The following is a 19,527-nucleotide window of genomic DNA, read 5'->3' as shown; positions in this document are numbered from 1 at the left end:
GCCTGCTGTGACGACCGCGGGGCCCCGGCCCCGCACGGAGGATGGGAAGTGGTGCGGATGGCCGCGACGCCGGCGCCGAGCCGCAAGGGGACGGTGCCCTTCGGGCCGTACAAGACGTGGTACCGGGTGACCGGCGAGCTCGGCGGCGACCGGCCGCCGGTGGTGGTCCTGCACGGCGGGCCCGGCAGCACGCACGACTACCTGCTGAGGTTGGCGTCCCTGGTCGAGGAGGGCTGGCCGGTCGTGCACTACGACCAGCTGGGCAACGGCGGCTCGACCCACCTGCGCGACCGGGGCGCGGACTTCTGGACGCCCGAGCTGTTCCTCGACGAGCTGGACAACCTGCTGGAGGCGCTGGACATCGCCGACCGGTACGTGCTGTTCGGCCAGTCCTGGGGCGGTGTCCTGGCCGCCGCGCACGCCGCGCGGCGGCCCGCCGGGCTGGTGGGGCTCGTGGTGGCCAACTCGCCGGCCTCCTACCCGCTGTGGCTGGCGGAGCTGGACGAGCTGCGCGAGGCGCTGCCCGCCGGCGTGGACGAGGTGCTGCGCCGGCACGAGGCGGCGGGCACCACGGGCAGCCGCGAGTACCAGGAGGCCAGCGCGGTGTTCTACCAGCGGCACGTGTGCCGGATGACGTCGCTGCCCAGCGACCTGACCGCGACGTTCATGGAGATCACCACCAACCCGACGGTGTACGGCGCCATGAACGGGCCCAACGAGTTCCACATCACCGGCACGCTGAAGGACTACTCGCTGATCCCGGAGCTGCCGTCGATCACCGCGCCCACGCTGGTGGTGCGCGGCGAGCACGACGAGGTGACCGCGGCGGCGACCGCCCCGTTCCACGAGCTGGTGCCGGGGGCGCGGCTGGAGGTCGTGCCGGACGCGAGCCACCTGCCGCACCTGGAGAACCCCGACCGGTTCGACCCGGTGCTGCTGGAGTTCCTCAAGGGGCTGTAAGGGGTCGTGGGCACGAAGAAGGGGGGCGGACCGGTTGGTCCGCCCCCCTTCTCCCGCGCTCGGTCAGGCCGTCGGTTCGAGCATCCCGGACAGCGTGGTCCACAGCGTCTCGGGCGTGCGGAAGGTCTCGGGGTTGAGCGCGTCGTCGCGGAACCGCACGCCGTAGCCCTTCTCCAGCTCGGCGAGCAGGTCGACCATGGCCAGCGAGTCCAGGCCGACGTCGCGCAGCTCGATGTCCGCGCTCAGCTCCTCGCCCGCGTCGAGGAACGGCAGGTGCTTGCGCAGGATCTCCTCGAACCGCTCTTCCCACATGATGACCGTGCCCCTTCCGGGTCAATTTGACAATGTGCCGCTGCGATGTCGCAACGGTAGCACGGCAAAACCGTGCAACAATGATCTCGCACGGAGTCCGAAAAACCCCGAAGGGGTTTGCGGGGCGGATTGCGGAGCGGATTAGGGGTCCGTTAGGGGTATGTTCCGGGTTGGCCCTCTGAGCTGCACTGCTAGCCTTTGGATGGCTGTGCGTTCGGTCGGCTTCGACAAGTGGGGTGCACCAGAGCATGGGTCGAGAAGTATTCGCGCGAGCGCACGACCAGGTCGCGACTTTGCACGAATTCCTGCTCGTCGGCGCGCGGTTGGTGCCGGAGCGGCCGGCGGTGGTCGAATACGCCGACGGCGAGTTCGGCGCCATTTCCTTCCGGCAGCTGGAGCGCCGGGTCTCGGCGCTGGCGGCGCAGTTGGACGAGCTGGGCCTGGACATCGGCGACCGGGTGGTGCTGGAGTCCGACACCACGTCGTGGTCGATCACCGCGTTCCTGGCGTGCTCGTCGCTGGGCCTGACCTACATCCCGGTCAGCCCGGAGACGCCCGCGCAGCGGTTGCAGGCGATCGTCGAGGCGGTCGAGCCCGCGCTGCACCTCCAGGCCGCGAACGGTCGGCGCGAGGGTGTCGCGGAGGGCGTCGGCCTGGCGCGGTTCGGTCCGGACGGCCTGGTGGTGGAGCGCGCTCCCGCGCCGCGGGTCCGGCACCGCCGCGAGGTCACCCCGACCGACGCGGCGTACATGATCTTCACCTCGGGCACCACCGGGCGCCCCAAGGGCGTGGTGATGAGCCACCGGGCGATCCTGGGTTTCTTCCGGGGGATGCTCGCGCACGGCATCGTCTCCGCCGAGGACCGGGTGGCGACCACCTCGCCGCTCCAGTTCGACTTCTCGCTGCTGGACATCGGCCTGGCGCTGGGCAGCGGCGCGGCCGTGGTCCCGGTGCCGCGCGACCTGCTGCGGTGGCCGCGCAAGCTGGTCAGGTTCCTGCACGACGCGCAGGCCACGCAGGTCAACGGCGTGCCGTCGATCTGGCGGCCGGTGCTGCGGCACGAGTCGGAGATGCTGGGCGAGCTGGGTGGCGCGATCCGCGGCATCCTCTACTCGGGCGAGAAGTTCCCGATGCCGGAGCTGCGGTCGCTCCAGTCGCTGCTGCCGGGCGTGCGGATCGTCAACTGCTTCGGCAGCACCGAGTCCGTGGCGTCGTCGTTCACCGACGTGCCCAACCCGCTGCCGGAGGACGTGGAGGAGCTGTCGATCGGCTTCGCCCACCCCGGCGCCGAGATGGTGCTGATCGACGAGGACGGGCAGCCGGTCGACGAGGTCGGCGGCGTGGGCGAGGTGCACCTCCGCAGCGCGGCCCTGTTCACCTGCTACTGGAACGACCCGGAGGCCACCGGTCGGGCACTGGTCCTGGACCCGCTGAACCCGCGGGCCGGCCAGGTGGTGTTCCGGACCGGTGACCTGGCGCGGCGCGGCGAGAGCGGCGAGCTGTACTTCAGCGGCCGGGCGGACTCGCTGGTCAAGATCCGCGGCAACCGGGTGGAGCTGGGCGAGGTCGAGCGCCGGGTGGCCGAGTTCCCGGGCGTCGCGGCGGCCACCGCGCTGCTGGTGCCCGTGCCCGACCGGGAGCCGGCGCTGGCCGCGTTCGTCGTGCTGGCGGGTGGGGCCGAGGGGCTGGACGAGCTGGAGCTGAAGGCATTCTGCATGGAGGCGCTGCCGGACTACATGGTGCCGCAGGACGTCCGGGTGCTCGACGAGCTGCCGACCACGCCGAACGGGAAGGTGGACCGCGCGGCGCTGCTGGCCGGGATCGGCCGGCGCTGAGTCGGGCAAGTCGGTGGGGCGTCCCGGGACGGGGGCGCCCCATTGGCGTGTTCGGCGGAAGCCGCTACGAGGTCTGGGTGAACCGCGGATCGGCACCCACCTCACGCGCCGACGAGCTGAAGACCGGGCTGATCCGCCGGAATCGTCCCGTCGCACGTCAGGTAGGCGGAGAGCACGGCGCGCACCACCGACAGGGACACCTCCTGGTTGGCGGGCACCTCCAGCTCGTGCCCCTGCAAGTCGTAGATCACCACACCGGTCGCCTCGCGATCTCCTGCCGTGGCCCTCGCCTGCCCACCAGGGGGCAGCTCGTGGACATAGCCCCGGTCCTCCCCGATCCCGGCGTACAACCGCGGGAAGCCCCGGGGGTCGTCCATGACGGTGATGTCGACGACGGCCGGGCACGGGTAGCCGGTCGAGCAGGCGCGCACGCGCTCGATCAACGCCTCCAGCTCGCCTTGCGTCCTGACCTGGACGGGCGCCTGACCCGACTCGTGGTCGTAGATGGCCTTCAGCGTCGCCACGGTGGTTGCTCCCCTCCGGTGAAGGTTCGTATCCCGCCGGACTTCTCCCGTCGAACGAGCCCGGCACCGTTCACCCTGGATCACCGGGTGTTCTCGTTGAACGGGGCCTCGGTGCCACCGATCGGTCACACGCCCGCTTCGACCTCCACGACCGCGCAGTCGAGGAGTTCGCGCACCAACTTGGAAGCCAGGGCCCAGGCGATGGCGGGGTCGGCGAAGGAGACGAGTTCGCGCTCAACGGGAACCGGCCGCCGCCGTGGTCCCGCGCGGTACCGGAAGCCCTCGACCCCGTAGGTCGGGCACGAGCCCGCCCGGATCACGAGGTGCCCCTCCTTGCGCAAGGCGGGGCAGACGCGAGTCGCCAGGGCGAGGCAGGGCGCGCAGACCGGGGGCTCGCTGACGAGCATTTCCTCGGGCCACCCGGCCCAGCGCCCCGTGCGGTCGGGGAGGAGCCAGAGGACGCCGTCCTCGTCCTCGTCGGCGGGTTGGCCGCAGACCTGGCACAGCAGCTTCCGCATGGCGCGGCGCTGGCGGTGGACGTGGATCTTGGCGAACTGCGGCTTGCCGTGTCCGGGCGCGATCGCCGCCCGGTCCCAGAGAACGCCCCGGCTGTCCCGATCGCCGAGGATCTCGTCCGCGTACGCGATCCCCGCCCCGCTGGGGTGCTCCACGAGCCGCGGTTCCTCCACCACCTCCTCGCTCCACATGGCCACGTAGGGGACGACGGGCTTCACCCTGTCGCCATCCGTGCTGCCGGAGTCAGGCACGACGTTCTGCGGGATCGGCTGCTCATCGACCAAAGCGATAAAGGTCCTGTCCAGCCCTTTCACGGCTTGGTCTGACGTGACAACCAGCTTGGTCATGCGCTCTTCCTCTCGTAGCTCTGGATCAGGTCGACCAGGGCATCGGCGGGCATCAGGTGGTGGCCTGCCTGTGCGGGTGTGACCAGCCAGAGCACGGGCGTGGTCTCCAGGCCACTGGGCGGCAGGGGCAGGGGCACCCTGGCCTCCACGCCCCGAGCCTCGTGGCTCATGAGCATCGAGGGCACCGGCGGCCGGACGAGGAAGTAGGCGAGGGGCATGTTCGGGAAGGCCAACACCGGCGTCGGCAGCTTCGAGAACCAGGGGTCGTCGGCGAGGGCCATGACCAACGGTTCGGCCACCGCGAACGCGCCCAGCTCCGGACCGGTTACAGTGAAGACGTCGGGTGCGTGCAGACCCGGCGCCGACCACCATGCGCGCACCAGTTCGGCGTCGGTGGTCGCTGCCTCGATGGGGTGGAGGCACGGACTGGTGACGGGTAGCTCATCAGCCGGGTTGGCGAAGTGCCCGTCCTTCCAGATCGCTCCGGGTAGCACGGGCCAACCCGGTTCGGCGTAGTGCAGGGCGGCTTGCAGGGTCGTGGACGCTTCGGTGTCCAGCGTGCTGGTCGGCACGGTCTTGCCTTTCGGTCGAGGAATCCCCGGAGGGGGCGGAGGCGGGAACGACCTCGAACAGGTCGTCACACCGCATCGGGGCGAGGGTGACAAGCGCACCGCCGATGAACGCCGGACGGGGCTGAAGCTCGCCACTCGTCACCCGTGCCACCGTGGAGCGGTTGACGCCCGTCGCCTTGGCCGGCCCGTAGCCCGAGTGGAAACCGGCGAGCTGTGCGGCACGAGCGAACATGGTGGTGCGCAGGCGGACAGTGTTCGGAATCCTCTACGCCCGGTCCTATGTGGACGGTTGGGTATTGCGGGGTGACATGGGCGCTGCTCCCTATGTGGCGTCGGTGTCGTCATCGGGTGACACCCAGCACCAGGCGGCGCGGAAGCCACCGGGACTCGGGGAGGCAGATTCGCCCGGAGGGCTTGCCTGGCGCTGGGTTCGAGATCAAGAGTGGAATCCCGGTGGGGCGAACGACAGCGCAGCTCTGAAGCGGATCTATCGCCCGAATGAGGCCAGTTCGGTGCAGCGCTACGCTCGACCAGCGGGAATGTTCACCCCGGCGATACGGCAGGCACGGGCCAGGAGGTCATCCGATGGCAGTACGGCGATCAGGCTTTGTACGCGCTCGGAAGGCTGCCGGCTTCACCCAGGAGTCATTCGCTCATGCCCTGGACGTCGACCGCTCCACGGTGGCCCGCTGGGAGCAAGGGGCACGTGAGCCACTGCCCTACGTGCGGGCGAAGCTGGCGAGGCTGCTGAAGATCGACATGGACGAGCTGGACGCCTTGCTGAATCCTGCCGCTGAAGCCGTGCCCCACCCACGGGTTACCGTGGAGACAAGCCCCGGCTCTGCCGAAGGAGGGGATGACGTGGAGCGAAAGACGTTTTTGCGCGTGCTGGCTGGTTCAGTGGCTGGCCTGGCGTTCTCTGACCCGATGCAGGAGTTCGGTGCCCGAACGGCGAGCGTCGCCGGCCGCGCCAAGATCGGCCAGGCTGACGTGGATCACGTGCGGCAGCTCTCCCGGCTGTTCGCCGGCCAAGACCACCAGTACGGCGGAAAGCTCTCGTCTCGTGCCGTCATGACCCAGCTATCTGCCTCGGCTGAGCTGACCGAAGGCTCGTTCGCCAGCGCTCGTGTGCGGAGCACGCTGTTCTCGGCTGTGGCCGAGCTGGCCGATACAGCTGCTGGAGTCTGCTTCGACGCAGGCTTGCACACCCACGCTGAACGTGCCTTCCGGTTTGGAGTGGGCTGTGCGACGGAATCTGGTGACTGGGCGATGCGCGCCAAGGCTCTTTCCGGCCTGGTGAACCTCTCGGTTCATCAGCGGCGGACCGATGACGCCTTGAGCTTTGCGGAGATGGCGCTGGTTCGGGCTGACCGGTTGAGCCCGAAAGTCGGCTCGATGATGCACACCCGTCAGGCCCGTGCACTCGGGCTGGCCGGGGTTTCCCGCAGCGAGGACTGTCGCGCCGCGGTCGGCAAGGCCGAAGACCTGTTCGCACAGGTGACGACCGACACCGAACCGGAGTGGATTTCGTACTACAACGCTGCTCACCTGGAACGCGACGCGGGTCGGGCGCTGTTGTACGTGGCGTTGAGTGGTGGCGGGCACGAAGAGGCACGCCAGAAACTCGAATCAGCCGTCGCCCGTTTTCCGGAAGGGCACTCCCGCGGCAAGGCGCTGGCTAAAGTCAATCTCGCCATTCTGATGATGGCCTGTGATGACCCATATGAGGCAGTACGTCTGGGCAACGACGCACTTGCATCGGTCGGCTCTGTACGATCTGATCGGGTCAATGACGCCCTTGAGCAGCTCGCTGACGCATCGCACACGCATTCCCAGATCGCTGATGTGCGTGAGCTGGAGGAGCGGATTAGAGATGTGGTCGGGGTAAGGGCATTGTAAGGTTTACAGTTTATTACGGTTAGGGCTACCGGCGGCTGGTAGGGGTAAGCGGGTGGTACGCAGATCGGCTTGCCTGCGTAGTCACGATTGGAAATCTAGTCGAGGTCGACTTGAAGACCACGGCCAACTCTCCATGTTGCAATGCCGAGATTATGGCTGACTTGAAAGTTGCGATCGAGCAACTTGACGCACTATTGCTCACCTACGAACAGCTTCGCTCTCGCTCTAATTACAATGATATGTCAGACATGAAGATTGAAGGCCATCGCCCACCTCAAGAACCGGAAGATCCCCGCCGCCGGCTACCGCGCCCGACCGGCAGAATCGCCCACGATCGCCCGCGATTATCCGCAGCATCACCAGCCTGAAGTGCTGCTGACTCGGTTGGTGGCTTCTGAATAACGCTCTTTGGCCGGTGCGGATAGCGGGTATTCGCGGGCTTGGCGAAGGTTTGGTCGACAGTCACAGCGGCAAGGGCAGTTTCGTGCGCCCGCGACAGCAGGTCGAACGGCTGGCCCGCGATCGCTACCGCGGGCGCAAGCTCACGGACGAATTCGCCGACGACGCGCGGCGTGCCGGCGCGAAAGCCGACGCGGACGTTCCTCACGGATGGCCTGCCGGTCGAGACGTGCGACATCGTGGTTCCCGGCGACCGCTACGGGCTGACCTACCGGATCCCCGTCGTGGACGAGTGACCACGTCGTCCACGCGAAAACGCTCGGCCGGGACATCCCGGCCGAGCGCTTCACCGCTCTCGCGCCCTGAACAGGGGGCACGGCAGTCGGGCTCCGGTCACACGCCCGCGACCGAGAGGATCCAGGGCCGGTAGACGGTGATGTTGGTGTAGGCGCACCAGTTCGAGCGGTCGCTCGTGGACGACACGCCCACCTGGTAGTACTGGCCGTCGACCGGGCTGGTGGCCATCATCGGGCCGCCCGAGTCGCCGCCGGCGGCGATGCCGTCCACGCGCGTCGACGAGATCGCGACGCCGCCCAGCCAGTCGGACGCGCTGACCGACTCGACCAGGGTGTTGGCCATCTTCAGCACCGGTGACTGGCAGCTGATCTCGTCACCGAGGCAGGTGGCGCCCCAGCCCCAGATCTGCACGGCCTGGTTCGCCGCCACCGCCGAGGACGTGCCGAGTCTCGCGAACTGCCACCAGGTCGGCTGCGCCTGGTCGATCCGGACCAGGGAGATGTCGGCCGAGGGGTGGTCGACGACCTCGACGCCGGTCACCAGGGTGCCGCCGGAGTTCTGCTGGAGGCTGCCGATCCGGAACGTGTACGTCGCGCTGTCGTCGGAGACGCAGTGCTGCGCGGTCAGCACCCACGACGGGGCGATGATGGTCGCGGAGCACCACGGGGTGCCGTTGGCGAACAGGCGGACCGCGAACGGGGCGTACGACGCCGGGCCGCCGTCGATGATGTCGGTCTGGCTCGGGGGCACGGCCGGCGCGGCGGACGCCGGGGCGGCCAGGGCGGCGGTGGACACCAGGGCGGCGGCGCCGACGAGCAGGGACAGGACGCGTCGAATGCGCATGTGTTGGTCACCTTCAGCGATGTGCGGAGCGGTGGATCGATCCACCGAGCGCAGCCTGTCGCGTCGGGCGGGCGGGTCGGGACGGGCCGATGGTCGGTCGGTGAACGACCGAAGTCATCGGTGACGAATGCGCTTTTCCCGTCATCCGGGCAGGTGGTCCAGACCTGTGTGCGGGAATGTCCCGAAACCGGCTTCGGGAATTACGTATCCGCTGGTGGGGGGCTTGACCGTGGTTCACTGTGGTGAATTGACGAACAGGTCACAAACCGCGTGTTCGCGACTTTCGTTGGTTGTTCCGTGAACGCGGTTCAGCTGTGATGTAGAACACTCGGCAATGACCTGTGGTGTACTCTCCCCATCATCGGACGATAGCGCGTCCGAAATGTTCCCGCCAGGTTCAGCGCGCATTATGGGGTAGTTGCAGGGGCGTGGGCCGGCCCGCCGGGTCCTCCTCCGGAGCGCCGTTGTCGAACAGGGCGACGTCCGCGCCGAACGCGACTACCAGCCCCCGCGCCGACATGCCCATCGCCAGCACCGGGTCGGGCAGCACCAGCTGGACCGGCTCGTCGTCGGTCTCGTCGACCAGGTCCCAGATCAGGACGACGCCGTTGCCCCGGCTGCCCCCGGTGGTCACCATCAGCTGCACGCGCCCGTCCGGGGTCTCGGTTAGCAGCCAGCTCGACGGCTGTTCGGGGAGCGTGATGGTGCGCCGCTTCGTCCCGTCGGACAGGTTCCACAGGTCGACCACGCCTTCGCTGTCCAGCGTCGCGATGTGCAGGTGACCGCCGATCGTCACGACGTTCTCGATGAACGAGAAGTTGCCGGACGGGACCCGATCCGGGGCGAGCGTGCACACCCTCATCCCGTCGGACAGGTCCCACACGTGGATCAGCCAGTCCGCGCCGGTGGTGAAGGCGTATGGCGTGCCCGCCACGGAGGCCGTCGCGATCTTCTCGACCGGAGCGTCCGGCGCGTGGGACAGGGTGAACAGCTCCTCGCCGCCGGAGGCCCGCCAGACGCGGGCCGTGCCACCGCTCAACGTCACCACGAGCACCCGCTCCTCGTCGCCCACCAGAAGCCCCTGCTTGTGGCCGACCTCGTCGTCCGGGTGGACCAGGACGCCCTTCGGCTCACCGCCCGCCACGTCCCACGCCTCCCAGAACCGGTCCGCGCCGGTGGTCCAACTGGTCAGTACGTAGGCCACCTCGCCGAACGACACCGCGTGGCCCGCGACCCGTTCCGCGGCCTCGACGTCGTGGACCGCCTTCCGCACCTCGCCGCTCTCCAGGTCGCGCACCACGAGCCCTCGACCGTCGTCGGACAGGCGGACGGCGCAGTCGCGCCCGCCGACGGTGGTCAGCAGCGGTTCCCGGTCGCCGGGCCGGACCGCCAGCGGTTCCCGGTCGACGCCGGTGGTGAAGTCCCAGACGCGGATGTGGTGGCGGTCGAGCCGGAACAGGGCGTGCCGCTCCGCCACGTAGACCTTGCGGGGTTCCAGGAAAAACGCCGGATCGTCCCGGGAGAGGGAGGTCGTCCTGACGGTCCGGCCGGTCGCCAGGTCAAGCAGCGTGAGAGAACCGGCGCGGGCCGCGAGCGCGTGCGGCCGCCCTCCGACCTCCACGAGCCCCAGCCCGTCGACCTTGCCCCGTCCGCCGGACGACTGCTGGCGGTGGCCCTCCTCGGTCAGGTCCCACACCCGGACGACGGTGTCCCACGCGGTGGTGAGCAGCCACGAGGACACCAGCGTGCTGGAGATGTAGGCCAGGTCCGTGCGGTTCTCCCCGTCGCCGTGGGAGAGGACGTGCCGGAGGGTCCGGTCCGTCAGGTCCACGACGAAGTGCGCGTACTCGTTCGAGATCACGAGGAGCGAGCGTCCCCGCACATCGGCACAACCCACCACGTAGAGCTTCGACGACCGCTCGACCGGGAGGGGGACGTGGTCGACCCCGCCCCCGGTGACGCCCCAGACGGCGAGACCGGACTCGAACACCAGGACCAGGACGAGTTCGTCGCCCACGAGGTGCAGCCACCGGGTAACCGCCTCCTCTTCGAACGAGGGGATCTCGCGGGTTTCGGACGAGTTGTCGGCGACGTCCCACACGACGACCTGCTCACCGCGGGCGACGGCCAACAGGTGCCGATCGCCCAGGTCGTACCAGAAGTAGTTGGTCAGCCTCGACGACCGGCGTCGAACGGTCAGCCGTTCCCCGCCACCGGTCAGGTCGTGCAGGTGGGCCCACTTCTCGTCGTGGACGAGCAGGTACGGCTCCCCACCGAGTTCCAGCAGGAAGAAGTTCTGGGGGTGGTCCGGGCCCACCGGGACCCGGGTGTGCTCCCGTCCTGTCACCGGGTCGACGGCCTTGATGTGCGTGCCCGCGGTGACCAGCACGTGCGGGGTGTCGCGGAGCCGGGCGAAACCGCGGAACCTCGGCGGGTCGCCGGCCAGCCCCTCCGCCGGGATGAAGAGGTGCTCGCGGCCGCTGACGAGGTCCCAGACCCGGAAGCCCCCGTTCGAGGCGACGATCCCGTAGAGGCCGCCGGTGGACGCGGTGGCCTTGGCGGTCAGCCCGGCCCTTCGGTCCACGATCGAGAACTGCGAGGCGGGCGCGTGCCGCACGGCGGGCAGGTTCGGTCCGCCGGTGGCCACCACGTGGCGCTCGACGCCGTCGACGAGGTCCCACACCCGCAGACAGCCGTTGTTGTCGCCGGTGACCGCGTGGGGCCTGCCCTCGAACCCCACCACGTCGACGACCGAGACCCGGGTCCCGGGATCTCCCGGGTGGGGCAGGACGTGCCGCAGGCTGCCGTCCACCAGGTTCCACAGCTTCACGTCGGTGTGGCCGTGGAGGGCGCTGGTGGTCAGCGCGTGCGGGATGCCGGCCAGCTCCACCGCGGTCGGCTCCTCGACCCCTGGGCCGTGCGGCAGCGAGTGGCGGAGCGCGGGGTGCACGAGCGAGCCCGTCGCCCAACGCGGGGGGATCAGCGGCGTGCCGGTCGCCGCCACGTCCCGGGCGAGCACGGGCAGGTTCCACCGCAGCGCGTCGAGCGCGAGGAGCTGTCGGCGGACCTCGGTGACCCCGCGCAGCGGGTGGTGGGGCACGGACGTGCGGTACACCGACGCGTGGGCTCGGGCGCGTTCCCCGACCGCCAGGTGGAGGTGGGGGGCCAGTTCGTCGGGCTCGGCGTGCACCAGGAAGCCCGCGTCGCCCAGCAGGCCGTCGAGCGCGCCACCGACCTCTGCCGCGTGGCCGGCCAGGTGGCGCTTGAGGTAGGGGTGCGCGGACCCCCAGGAACCCGCCTCGGTCACGGCCGCCACCAGGGCGTCGAGCACAGCCGCGTGGTCCACCGCGTCCCGGACGTGGTCGACCAGGGTTTGGTGGAAGTACCGGTACAGCAGGCGGCCGTCCACGTCCACGTCGGTGCGCAGGTAGAACGCGATCTCGGCGAGCGCCTCCCGGGTGTCGTCGAGGTCGGTCGACGGGGTCCCCGGCGCGCAGGCGCGGGCTGCGGCGTGGAGCAGGTCGAGCGGCATCCCGCGACCGCGCGCGGTGCCCAGCGCCCGCACCAGTGGCCCCACGGCGGGGGTGGCGGCGCCGATGGTGTTCAGGTGGAGGTCGAGCATCCCCGAGATCGTGTCGGGCAGCCGGCCGACCAACTCCTCGGGTGTCAGCGGGACGTCGGCCGGCAGCCGGGACAGGTGGTCGGCGAACAGCGTCGCCAGCAGGAAGCCGCCGTTGTCCGGGGAGCGGGCCAGGCGTGCGGCGAGGGCCTTGGTGACGTCGGCGCCGTAGCGCCGGTCGGACCACAGCCGGTCGTCCAGGAACGTGGAGAGGTCTTCCTCCGGCACGGTGTCGAGGTTGAGTACGCCTTCCGGGGCGTTCGCGTCGGGGCTCAGCGCGGGGAACCGGTCCCACCAGGGACGGGTGCCAATGAGGAGCCGGCAGTCGGCGCCCTTCGACACGGGCTCCAGGACCGTCGTCAACAGCTTCTCCGGGTCCATCGCCTCATCCAGCGCGTCAACGATGACGATCACCGGCCCCGCTTGTGACAGGCGCCGCACCAGCGTCCCCACGTCGTCCCCGGGCTCCCGGTCGTCGAGCGTCGGCGACGACTGCGGGTCCGGGTGCCCGGGGTCGAGCTGCCGCAGCAGGGACGACACGACCTCGGTGGCGGTGCGCCGGCGGGCGTGCACGGCGAGCACGCGGGCAGTGGGTCGCGGGCGGTTCTGCCGGATCCGGCTGAGCACCGTCCTGGCCACCGGCTGGAGTTGGCGGTGCGTCAGGCAGGCCACCACGCCGAGCAGCGCGGACTTGCCCGAGCCGGGGCTACCGGTGACCACGAGGAGGTTCGGCACCCCGCTGCTCGGCGCCTCCATCCACCGGGCGATCCGCGCCAGCTCCACGTCGCGACCGGTGAACAGGCAGTGGTCGGCGGTCGGGGTGCCGGCGGCCCTGGTGATGAAGTGCACCGGGTCCAGGCCGGGGTCGCTCTCGGCCGCCAGCTGCCACAGCGCCGCGCTCGTCCTGGCGCGGTAGCGCGCGAAGGGGTCCTTGGCGTGGGCCGGGTTCGCGAAGAACGGGGCGGGTTGGATCGTCGCCTCCGACGTCGGCGTGCGCAGGACCGAGGAGGGGTGACCGGCTCCGGCCGTACGACCCAGCTCGCGGTCGATCTCGGCCGCGAGCGTCTCGACGGGGACGAAGGGCAGGACGGGGGTGACGTCGAGCCAGCCCCTGGCCAGGCGCCTCAGCACCGCCGCCGTGGCGGTGCTGAACCGCGCCCCGAACGTCGACTCGTCCGCGCCGCAGGCCGCGATCACCCAGGACTTGCGGCGGCGGTCCGTCAGGTGGTGGAAGTCCTGGGCCAACAGGGCGGCGCCCGCCCGGCACACGTCGAGCAGGAAGAGGGCGGGCCCGGTGGCGCCCGCCTCGACGTCGCCGAGCATCGCGCTGACGTTCAGCGTCGTCTCGCGCAACTCCACGCCCCTGGCGCTGTCGAGAACGGCGAAGTACAGCTCGTTGTTGAGCACCTCGCCGTGGCCGCTCAACAGCAGTACCAGCGGCTCGTCCTCGGCCTGGCTCCGGACGTCCCGCCACGCGGCGGTCGCGGTCCTGTGGTCCGGGTCCACCAGGGGGCGGCCCGCCGACAGGCCGAGGCGGTCCAGTTCACGGCTCACGCGCTTCACCGCCGGCTCGACGCTCTCCAGCCGGGAGAACGGCGCGGTGCCGGCGACACGCTCCTCCTCGGTGACGAGCCGGACCGGGAAACCGCCGGCACCGACCACCCAGGACTTGACCATCGCCACCCTTTCACGGAACCAGTTGAGCGCGACCGTGCGACCATGGTGGTCGCCCGGCTCACGCCCGACGCAGGTCGGAGTACCACACGGAGGTGCCGTCCTGTCCGCAATAGTCGTGGTGCACGGAATCTGGAACCGGCAGAAGGGACTGTCCGCCCAGGACGCCGCGGCCGGGCTCGCCCTCGATGCCGGCGGCCACCTGGCCCGTGGGCTGGCGAAGGCGGAGGCGAGCCTCCCCGCGCCTCCCGAGGTCGTCATGGCCTACTACGCCGACCTGCTGTTCGACGACCCGGTGGACGAGCGGCAGGACGAGGGGGACGACGGCCTCGACGACCTGACGGACGCGGAACTCGTGCTCGCCCAGCGGTGGCTGGAACTGGCCGGGGTCGAGGTGCCGGACGAGCCGCAGAACCCGTTCCTGTGGCCGGTGCGGCAGGCCCTGGGCGTGCTCGCCCGCCGACGCGGCGGTTCGGTCCAGCGGTGCGGGCGCGTGGTGGCCGCCCTGATCAGGGAGGTCTCCGCCTACACGGGGCAACGCCACCGGCGGGAGGCCGCCCGCGACCGCATCGCGGAGGCGATCCGGCGGGCGCGGCCGGGCGTCGTGGTCGCCCACTCGCTGGGCTCGGTGGTCGCGTACGAGGCCCTGCACGCCCACCCGGACCTGGAGGTCGACCTGCTGGTGACCCTGGGGTCGCCGCTCGGCGCGCCGGGGGCGGTGTTCCACGCGCTGGACCCCGCGCCGCGCGGCGAACGGGGTGCGAAACCCGCCGGTGTCGCGCGGTGGGAGAACTACGCCGACCTGGGCGATCTCGTGGCCCTGCCGCCGCGCCTGGGGGACCGGTTCCCGGTCGACCACCACGCGGACGTCCACATCGGACTGCTGGACTTCCACACCCTGGGCGCCTACCTGGGGCACCCGGAGGTCGCGGGCGCGCTCACCCGTCACGTGGACCGGTGAGCGCGGATCAGCCCCGGCGGCCGGCCACCGGAGGACGGCGCGTCCCGGGCGTCCCCGCCCGGCCGTCGCTCCGACCGCCCTCAGGACGTCCGCGACCGGGCGGCGGCCTCCGAGCACATCAGGAAGCTCACGGTGCGCACCGCGTCGTCGACGAGGTGCGGGTGGGCGCCGCGGACCGCGCGGTCGACCTCCTCCTCCACCCGCTTCCACCCGCTGTGCCCCGGAGCGTTCCCCCGACCGGGGGAGATCCGCATCCCGGCGCACGCCCGCTCCGCGGTGGCGATCACCCGCATGACCTCGGGCAGCAGGTCGGGGTCGACGGCGTCGGGCTCCCGGGTCGGGCGCTTCCCGCCGTGCGGGTAGCGGCCCGTGTACTTGAGCAGCGCCGCGTCGAGCGGGGTGAGCCGCACCCCGCGCCGGGCGCGGTCGCGGTCGCGGTCCGCGTCGTACTCGTGGACGCGGCGCCAGTCGGACTCCGCGGTCGCGGGGCGCAGCGCGGCGAAGACCTCGCCGCGCTCCAGCAGCGCGACGTCCGCGCCCTGGGCGACGAGTCGGCGCCGGTCCCAGGCGACGTCCCGGAACAGCGACTCCACGTCCTCGGGCGCGTCGAGGAGGATCGGGTCCAGCAGCGCGACCGCCGCGCGTTCGTCGAGCGGGCCCCTGGTCCCGGCGGCCGCGCACAGGGGCAGGAGCGCGCTCCACAGCAGCAGGTGCCGGGTCAGGTCGTCCCGGATCGCCCGGAGGTGGGTCTCGGAGAGCGGGACGGTGAACGTGCGGGGGTCGTGGTTGGCGTCGGCCCCGGCGCCGAGTTCGAGCCTCAGTTCGCCGTCCGCGCGGACGACCCGCGGTATCCAGCCGTTCTCCCGGGTGAACACGACCTCGCTCATGCCCGTCCCGACACCGGACGGGACGCCTCGCCGGAGGTCCGTGGTCTCATCGCCGTCCTCGGGTGCGCCGGTTCTCCCACCGGGATGCTGATCGCGTGACCGCGACGAGCCCCAGGACACCGCGAAGAACGCGGGCGCGCCCACCGGTCCACGTGACCGGTGGGCGCGCCCGCGTCGGTCAGCCGCCGGAGGTCAGCTTGGCCAGGGCACCCCGGTCGACCTTGCGGTTCGAGTTGAGCGGGAACTCGTCGACGTGCCGGTACTCGCGCGGCAGCATCCCCTTCGGCAGCACGTCCCGCAGCTCCTTCGCCAGCAGGCGCGGCGGGGTGGGCTCGCCGGTGTAGTAGACGACCAGCTCCAGGCCCGTGTCGGTGGGGCGGGTCACCGCGACCGCGTCCACGACGCCCTCGCAGGCGCGCAGGGCGTGCTCCACCTCGGCCAGCTCGACGCGCCAGCCCGCCAGCTGGACCTGGGAGTCCAACCGGCCCAGGTAGACCAGGGTGCCGTCGGGGTGCCGGCGGACGCGGTCTCCGGTGCGGTACCAGCGGCGCTCGTCGTGGTGCAGGAAGCGGCCTTCGTCGTCGGCCGCGTCCAGGTAGCCCGAGGTCATCTGCGGGCCGGTGACGCACAGCTCGCCCTCGGTGTCCGACTCCCCGCCGTCCTCGGCGAGCAGGAGGTGGTCGTGCCCCTCGTGGACCTCGCCGATCGGCACCAGGCCGTTGAGGCACAGGTCCGGCGTGCCCGAGGTCCAGCGGTGCCCGGTGATGGTGACGGTCAGCTCCGTCGGGCCGTAGATGTTCTCCAGGGTGGAGGCGGGCGCGGCCCGCAGCCAGTCCTCGGCGTCGGCCGCGCGCAGGGCCTCGCCGGCGAAGAAGCTCCAGCGCAGGCCCGGCATCGAGCCGGGGGACAGGCCGCCCATGCGGCGGACCAGGGTGATGGCCGACGGGGTGGAGAACCAGACCGTCAGGCCCCGCTCGGCGACGAAGGCGGGCAGGTCGCGGTAGGCGGCGCCGGGCACCGGGTGGGCCTGCGCGCCCGCGCCCCAGGCGCAGAACAGGTCGAACATCGCGCAGTCGAAGTTCAGGTCGAACGACTGGGAGAAGCGGTCGTCCGCGGTGAAGTCGTAGCGCCGTTCGAGGATCGAGAAGTAGTGGTCCGCGTTGGCGTGCGTGATGGGGACGCCCTTGGGGCGGCCGGTCGAGCCCGAGGTGAACAGGACGTACGCCAGGTCCTTCGACGAGACCGCGACCGGCTCGTCCAGGGGCCTGCCGACCACGGGACCCGCGGCGGGCGCCAGCACGGGCAGGTCGACGCCCAACCCGGACAGGGCGGCCAGGCCCGGCGCGTCGGCCACCACCGCGGACACCTTCGCGGCCTCCAGCATGTGCCGCGTGCGCTGGGCCGGGAAGTCCGGGTGCAGCGGCACCGCGATCGCGCCCGTGTAGAGCACGGCGAGCAGGCCCGCGTAGGACTCCAGGGTCTTGTCGGCCAGCACGCCGATCGCCCGGGGCGGCGCGTCGGAGGCGGCGAGCAGCGCGCCGGCCCAGGCCAGCGCCAGCTCGTGCAGCTCCTCGTAGCTCACCGTGCGACCGTCCTCCAGGTGGAGGGCGGTGTTGCCGGGCGCGAGGCGCAGGCCGCGCAGGAATCGGGCGTGCAGCACGGCGTCGTCCTCGGTCATGCCGCCCTCCTCAGTGCCGGGCGCTTGTGCGGCTGCATCGCCAGGCGCGGGGTCGCCGCGATCACCGTGAAGTTGTTGGTGGTGCAGGCCACCCGGCCGAACAGCGAGTCCTGCCCGGCCACGCAGAGCGTGGTGACGCCCTCGGCCCGCAGCGACCGCACGACCTCGGGCCAGCGCACCGGCCGGACCACGCCGTCGAGCAGGATCGCGCGCACGCCCTCGGCGGTGGTCCGCACCGAGCCGTCCTGGTCGGCGACCACCGGGGTGCGCGGGTCGCGGAAGGCCAGCCCCGGGAACAGCTCCCGCTCGACGCGGTCGCGCAGCCCCGCGAAGGCGCTGACGTGCATCGGCGGGTCCATCTCGTACAGGGGGAGCCCGCCCGCCGCCTTCAGGCGCTGCTGGAACCAGCCGAGCCGGTCCCGCTTGAGCGAGACCATGTAGAAGTCCTCGTCGACGTGGCAGGAGATCTCGTGCCAGTCGTCCAGCTCGGCGAGCACCCGGTCCAGCTCGTCGCGGGGCGTGCGGGCGAAGGAGAGCGTCACCACGTCGCCGTGGTGCTCGGCGAAGTACTCGGTCTCGACGCGGACCAGATCCGCGGTGAGCCGGATGCCGTCCTCGACGCCGAGCGCGCCGGAGTGCACGGCCGCCGCCTTGCCGCCGAAGCTGGCCCCGGTGCAGAGGTCCGGCTCGAACTCGAAGCGCTGCTCCGCCCAGCGGGCCAGGGCCAGGCTGTTGACCAGGAACGCCACCTGGGCGGCCTCGGCGTAGTCGGACCCGCTGTCGCGCAGGGCGGCGAACAGGTCGTAGCCCAGCACGTCGTCGGCGGTGGTCAGCAGTTCGCGGGCGAACGGGTTGATCAGCATGAACTTGGCCACGTCCGCGAACTTGACGGGCCCCATGCCGGGGAAGGCGATCGCGGTCACCGGACGGCCGCCTTCGAGAAGGTGAAGGCCAGCTCGATCGCCGTCAGCGCCTCGGCGACGTGCGGCACGGTCGTCGGGTCCTCCGCCGCCATCGCCGCGTGCTGGAGTTCCGGCGTGTCGCCGTAGAGGACGCTGGTGGCGGCGCGGAAGCGCAGCGCCCGGGGGTCGTCGCCGAAGTGGGTGCCCGCGAGCACCGCCACCCCGTAGTGGGTGACCAGGTGCTCCTGGAGCGACTCGCCGTCGACGACGCCCTGGTGGGCCAGCTGCCCGCGCAGCGGCTCGAAGTCGGGGTAGACGTAGAAGCCGCCGGTGGGCGGGCGGGACAGGGCGCCGGCCTTGACCACGAGGTCCTGCACGGCCCGCGCGAGGGCGCCGTGCAGGCGGGCGTCGGCGTCGCGGCGGGCCACCAGCTCGGCGGGCTCGTCGAACGCGTACTCGGCGACCTCCTGCATGGGACCGGCCAGGGTGGACCAGATCTCGCTCGCCACCGAGGCCACGTCCGCGCGCATCCGCAGACCGGCCTCGTCGGCCGGGAAGCGGGCCGCGCCGATCCGCCAGCCGCCCAGGGCGAGGCTCTTGCTCAGGCCGGTGACCACGACCGTCCGGGACGGCGCGACCTCGGCGGGGCTGAGGTACTCGAAGTCCGGGTCGTGCACCAGGTCGCGGTAGATCTCGTCGGAGACCAGGAGGAGGTCCTCCTCCTCGGCCACGGCGCAGATGCGGCGCACCAGGTCGGGCGTCGCCGTGGTGCCCGTGGGGTTGTCCGGCGCGGTGAGCACCACGATCCGGGGGTTCGCGCCCTCGGCGCGGGCGGCCCGCACGGCCTCGCGCAGCGCGTCCGGGTCCGGCACGCCGCCGCACTCGGCCGGGACCGGCACGCCGATCACGCGCTTGCCGGCCTCCAGCGCCTGGGGCGCGTAGGTGACCCAGCAGGGCTCGGTCAGCAGCACGTCGCCCGGGACGACCAGCTGGAGCGCCATGAGCAGCGCCTTGCTGCCCGGCGCCACGATCACCTGCTCCTCGGTCGTGGGCAGGGCCCGGCGGGCGAAGTAGCCCGCCACGGCGCGCAGCACGCCGGGGTGGCCGGGGACGGGGCCGTAGGAGTTGCGGCCCGCGCCCGCGGCCAGCCGCTCGACCAGGCCGGGGAACACGGGCAGGCGGGCCTCGCCGAACCCCAGGTGCACGATCGGCTCGCCGGCGGCCCGGCGCAGCGACACCTGGTGGTCCAGCGCGAGGTTGGGCGAGATCTTCCGGATGACCACAGCGAACCTTTCGTCGTCG

15 protein-coding genes are annotated in these 19,527 nt (G+C 71.4%); 5 read left to right on the top strand and 10 right to left on the bottom strand.

Annotation, left to right across the window (positions count from 1 at the left end):
- Positions 1 to 57: 57 nt before the first annotated feature.
- On the top strand, positions 58 to 960 hold the full coding sequence (locus tag ACFP3R_RS29255; protein WP_380640531.1) for a proline iminopeptidase-family hydrolase: 903 nt from the start codon (positions 58 to 60) through the stop codon (positions 958 to 960).
- A 63-nt stretch (positions 961 to 1,023) separates the two neighbouring features.
- Here the strand turns inward: ACFP3R_RS29255 and ACFP3R_RS29250 are convergent, their stop codons facing one another.
- Complete coding sequence (locus ACFP3R_RS29250; RefSeq protein WP_380640529.1) at positions 1,024 to 1,272, bottom strand: acyl carrier protein; 249 nt, start codon at positions 1,270 to 1,272, stop codon at positions 1,024 to 1,026.
- Between the two features lie 248 nt (positions 1,273 to 1,520).
- On the opposite strand from ACFP3R_RS29250, the gene ACFP3R_RS29245 reads away from it, so the two are divergent.
- Positions 1,521 to 3,107, top strand: a complete 1,587-nt coding sequence (locus ACFP3R_RS29245; protein WP_380640527.1) for an AMP-binding protein — start codon at positions 1,521 to 1,523, stop codon at positions 3,105 to 3,107.
- A gap of 101 nt (positions 3,108 to 3,208) precedes the next feature.
- On the opposite strand, the gene ACFP3R_RS29240 is transcribed toward ACFP3R_RS29245, so the two are convergent.
- From ACFP3R_RS29240 to ACFP3R_RS29230, 3 genes are all read right to left on the bottom strand, one after another.
- The gene (locus tag ACFP3R_RS29240; protein WP_380640525.1) at positions 3,209 to 3,631 is read right to left on the bottom strand and encodes an Imm1 family immunity protein; all 423 of its coding nucleotides are present in this window, start codon (positions 3,629 to 3,631) and stop codon (positions 3,209 to 3,211) included.
- 125 nt (positions 3,632 to 3,756) lie between these two features.
- Positions 3,757 to 4,494, bottom strand: a complete 738-nt coding sequence (locus ACFP3R_RS29235; protein WP_380640523.1) for a hypothetical protein — start codon at positions 4,492 to 4,494, stop codon at positions 3,757 to 3,759.
- Entirely contained in the window at positions 4,491 to 5,066 is a 576-nt protein-coding gene (locus ACFP3R_RS29230; RefSeq protein WP_380640521.1) for a bifunctional DNA primase/polymerase, read from the bottom strand. Before ACFP3R_RS29230 ends, ACFP3R_RS29235 begins: the two co-directional genes overlap by 4 nt.
- Before the next feature lie 585 nt (positions 5,067 to 5,651).
- Here ACFP3R_RS29230 and ACFP3R_RS29225 point away from each other — a divergent pair.
- Positions 5,652 to 6,965 (top strand): helix-turn-helix domain-containing protein, encoded by a 1,314-nt coding sequence (locus ACFP3R_RS29225; protein WP_380640519.1) that lies wholly within the window; start codon positions 5,652 to 5,654, stop codon positions 6,963 to 6,965.
- Positions 6,966 to 7,537: 572 nt separating this feature from the next.
- A complete protein-coding gene (locus ACFP3R_RS29220; protein WP_380640517.1) occupies positions 7,538 to 7,660 on the top strand; it encodes a hypothetical protein in 123 nt (40 codons plus the stop codon).
- A gap of 97 nt (positions 7,661 to 7,757) precedes the next feature.
- Here ACFP3R_RS29220 and ACFP3R_RS29215 read toward each other — a convergent pair whose 3' ends face one another.
- Together ACFP3R_RS29215 and ACFP3R_RS29210 are read right to left on the bottom strand one after the other, a co-directional pair.
- Entirely contained in the window at positions 7,758 to 8,504 is a 747-nt protein-coding gene (locus tag ACFP3R_RS29215; protein WP_380640515.1) for a S1 family peptidase, read from the bottom strand.
- 397 nt (positions 8,505 to 8,901) lie between these two features.
- Complete coding sequence (locus ACFP3R_RS29210; RefSeq protein ID WP_380640537.1) at positions 8,902 to 13,800, bottom strand: AAA family ATPase; 4,899 nt, start codon at positions 13,798 to 13,800, stop codon at positions 8,902 to 8,904.
- Positions 13,801 to 13,918: 118 nt separating this feature from the next.
- Between ACFP3R_RS29210 and ACFP3R_RS29205 the strand changes: the two genes are divergently transcribed.
- Positions 13,919 to 14,758, top strand: coding sequence for a serine peptidase (locus ACFP3R_RS29205; RefSeq protein ID WP_380640513.1), 840 nt, complete (start codon positions 13,919 to 13,921; stop codon positions 14,756 to 14,758).
- An 80-nt stretch (positions 14,759 to 14,838) separates the two neighbouring features.
- Here ACFP3R_RS29205 and ACFP3R_RS29200 read toward each other — a convergent pair whose 3' ends face one another.
- From ACFP3R_RS29200 to ACFP3R_RS29185, 4 genes are all read right to left on the bottom strand, one after another.
- Positions 14,839 to 15,645, bottom strand: a complete 807-nt coding sequence (locus ACFP3R_RS29200; RefSeq protein ID WP_380640511.1) for a DUF6357 family protein — start codon at positions 15,643 to 15,645, stop codon at positions 14,839 to 14,841.
- A 178-nt stretch (positions 15,646 to 15,823) separates the two neighbouring features.
- Positions 15,824 to 17,323 carry an AMP-binding protein gene (locus tag ACFP3R_RS29195; protein ID WP_380640509.1) on the bottom strand — a complete coding sequence of 500 codons (1,500 nt, stop codon included), beginning with the start codon at positions 17,321 to 17,323 and terminating at the stop codon, positions 15,824 to 15,826.
- Positions 17,320 to 18,246, bottom strand: a complete 927-nt coding sequence (locus ACFP3R_RS29190) for an ACP S-malonyltransferase (RefSeq protein ID WP_380640507.1) — start codon at positions 18,244 to 18,246, stop codon at positions 17,320 to 17,322. Before ACFP3R_RS29190 ends, ACFP3R_RS29195 begins: the two co-directional genes overlap by 4 nt.
- Complete coding sequence (locus ACFP3R_RS29185) at positions 18,243 to 19,508, bottom strand: pyridoxal phosphate-dependent aminotransferase (RefSeq protein ID WP_380640505.1); 1,266 nt, start codon at positions 19,506 to 19,508, stop codon at positions 18,243 to 18,245. The genes ACFP3R_RS29190 and ACFP3R_RS29185 overlap by 4 nt, the downstream gene beginning before the upstream one ends.
- Positions 19,509 to 19,527: the final 19 nt, after the last annotated feature.

The organism is Saccharothrix lopnurensis (genome assembly GCF_042658445.1).
GTDB lineage: Bacteria > Actinomycetota > Actinomycetes > Mycobacteriales > Pseudonocardiaceae > Actinosynnema > Actinosynnema lopnurensis.
Note: the sequence above shows the minus strand (reverse complement) of the source record. Positions and strands in the feature narration are given on the sequence as shown.

Coding starts and splice junctions, on each gene's coding strand:
- ACFP3R_RS29255 (WP_380640531.1), top strand. CDS start 58: ATGGCCGCGACGCCGGCGCCGAGCCGCAAGGGGACGGTGCCCTTCGGG.
- ACFP3R_RS29250 (WP_380640529.1), bottom strand. CDS start 1,272: ATGTGGGAAGAGCGGTTCGAGGAGATCCTGCGCAAGCACCTGCCGTTC.
- ACFP3R_RS29245 (WP_380640527.1), top strand. CDS start 1,521: ATGGGTCGAGAAGTATTCGCGCGAGCGCACGACCAGGTCGCGACTTTG.
- ACFP3R_RS29235 (WP_380640523.1), bottom strand. CDS start 4,494: ATGACCAAGCTGGTTGTCACGTCAGACCAAGCCGTGAAAGGGCTGGAC.
- ACFP3R_RS29225 (WP_380640519.1), top strand. CDS start 5,652: ATGGCAGTACGGCGATCAGGCTTTGTACGCGCTCGGAAGGCTGCCGGC.
- ACFP3R_RS29215 (WP_380640515.1), bottom strand. CDS start 8,504: ATGCGCATTCGACGCGTCCTGTCCCTGCTCGTCGGCGCCGCCGCCCTG.
- ACFP3R_RS29210 (WP_380640537.1), bottom strand. CDS start 13,800: ATGGTCAAGTCCTGGGTGGTCGGTGCCGGCGGTTTCCCGGTCCGGCTC.
- ACFP3R_RS29200 (WP_380640511.1), bottom strand. CDS start 15,645: ATGAGCGAGGTCGTGTTCACCCGGGAGAACGGCTGGATACCGCGGGTC.
- ACFP3R_RS29195 (WP_380640509.1), bottom strand. CDS start 17,323: ATGACCGAGGACGACGCCGTGCTGCACGCCCGATTCCTGCGCGGCCTG.